This window comes from Nocardia africana NBRC 100379, from assembly GCF_001612635.1.
GTDB classification, from domain to species: domain Bacteria; phylum Actinomycetota; class Actinomycetes; order Mycobacteriales; family Mycobacteriaceae; genus Nocardia; species Nocardia africana.
On record NZ_BDAV01000071.1, the window covers coordinates 1 to 1,596 of the forward strand.

At 64.7% G+C, this 1,596-nt stretch carries 2 protein-coding genes; one reads left to right on the top strand and one right to left on the bottom strand.

What is annotated here, in order from left to right; translation table 11 throughout:
* Window positions 1-236: 236 nt before the first annotated feature.
* Window positions 237-1,157, top strand: coding sequence for a non-homologous end-joining DNA ligase (gene ligD / locus NA3_RS35250; RefSeq protein ID WP_062969249.1), 921 nt, complete (start codon window positions 237-239; stop codon window positions 1,155-1,157).
* 91 nt (window positions 1,158-1,248) lie between these two features.
* On the opposite strand, the gene NA3_RS35255 is transcribed toward ligD, so the two are convergent.
* The coding region (locus tag NA3_RS35255) for a 3-oxoacyl-[acyl-carrier-protein] synthase III C-terminal domain-containing protein (protein ID WP_167355103.1) at window positions 1,249-1,596 on the bottom strand (348 nt) is incomplete at its 5' end.

Consider the following 1,596-nt stretch of genomic DNA (forward strand, 5'->3'; position numbering starts at 1 on the left):
GACCGTCCCACCCTCACGAAGTAGGCCCATTGCGTTCGCTGCCCAAAGGCGCGCCACTGCAGAAGGCTTCGCTGTTCAAGCCTCGATCTGGCGGCGCCGAGGCCGGTGCGAGGTGTGGCGCACTCCGGCGACCGTTCGATCTGCTGCTGTACGTTTGCTAGTAGGTCGTTTGTGGTTAAAGGGAGCCTCTGAATGGCGGCGACGCAACGGTGATCAGGCTGCCGCGATACGCGGCAATGCTGGCGGCTCCCGGAGAGTTGCCCAGCGACGATGAGGGCTGGGCTTTCGAGATCAAATATGACGGCATCCGGGCGGGCGGTTATGTCACCGACCGCGTGCAGCTTGTCTCGCGGAACGGCAACGACATCACTGCAGCATGGCCCGAGCTGGCCGATTTGGCGGGCCAGCCGCCGTTCGTACTCGACGGCGAGATCGTCGCGTTCGTCGAAGGGGTGCCATCGTTCGAGGCGCTGCAACCCTGCATGCATCGGCGCGGCGCTGGCGCGATCGCCGAGATGGCCGTGGCGGCTCCCGTGAGCTTCGTGGCGTTCGACTTGCTGCATGTCGGTGACCGGACGCTGATCGAGCTGCCTTACGTGCGGCGTCGTCAACTGCTCGAGCAGTTGGCCTTGCCGGGACCGAGGTGGCAGATATCGCCTCGCTTGAGCGGCCGGGGCCCGGACTTGCTGGCGCGCTCGCAAGCGCTCGGTTTGGAGGGCTTGATCGCCAAGCGTCTGGATGGCCGCTACCTGCCAGGCCGCCGCAGTCCATCCTGGACCAAGATCAAAAACCTGCGCGTATCGGAGGTGATCGTGGTCGGGTGGCGGCCCGGGGCCGGAAGCCGCTTCGGACGGATCGGTTCGCTACTGGTGGCCGTACCCGACCATGATGGGAATCTCATCTGGGCGGGCAACGTCGGAACCGGGTTCACTCGCGCCAGTCTCGCTGATCTGGCTACGAGACTGACTGCACTCCAACGGGATACGCCCCCGGTCTTGAACAGCGCTGCTGCGCCGGAGGCGAAGTGGGTGCATCCTCGGTTGGTCGGAGTAGTGGCCTTCACCGAGTGGACTCACGCGGGGATACTGCGGCATCCGTCATGGCGTGGATTACGAGACATCGATACCGACCAGATCAAGCCCTGGGACTTGAGATAGGTCACCCAGCACCAGTCGTGAACGGAGGTGACCGACCTCGGATGCCACCGGCCATGCTTGCGAGGACACACGGTGTCGGCGGCCGTAGGTGTCAGTGGAGCCGGAGCGGAGCGAGTGCCCATGTGCCGAAGGCGTGGCTGATCGTAAGCACGATCTGGTCGGGCGCGGCGCCGTCCTCGAGATAGCTCTGTAGGTTCAGCAGGTTGTCGGCGGAGTGGACGTGGGCGAAGTCGGCGACGTTATCCACGTAGCAGAGGTTGTGGTCGAGGCCGGCGGACAGGGTCATGAACCGTAGCGCTTCGGTGTTGATGTTGTTCGTGATCACCTGGCGGATCTGGTCGCGGTCGATGTTTGCGCGCGATAGCACATCATTGACCAGACCGATGAGGGTGCGGCGGGTGAGGGCGGCGATGGCGTCGGGGTTGGTGGCGGCGCGGAT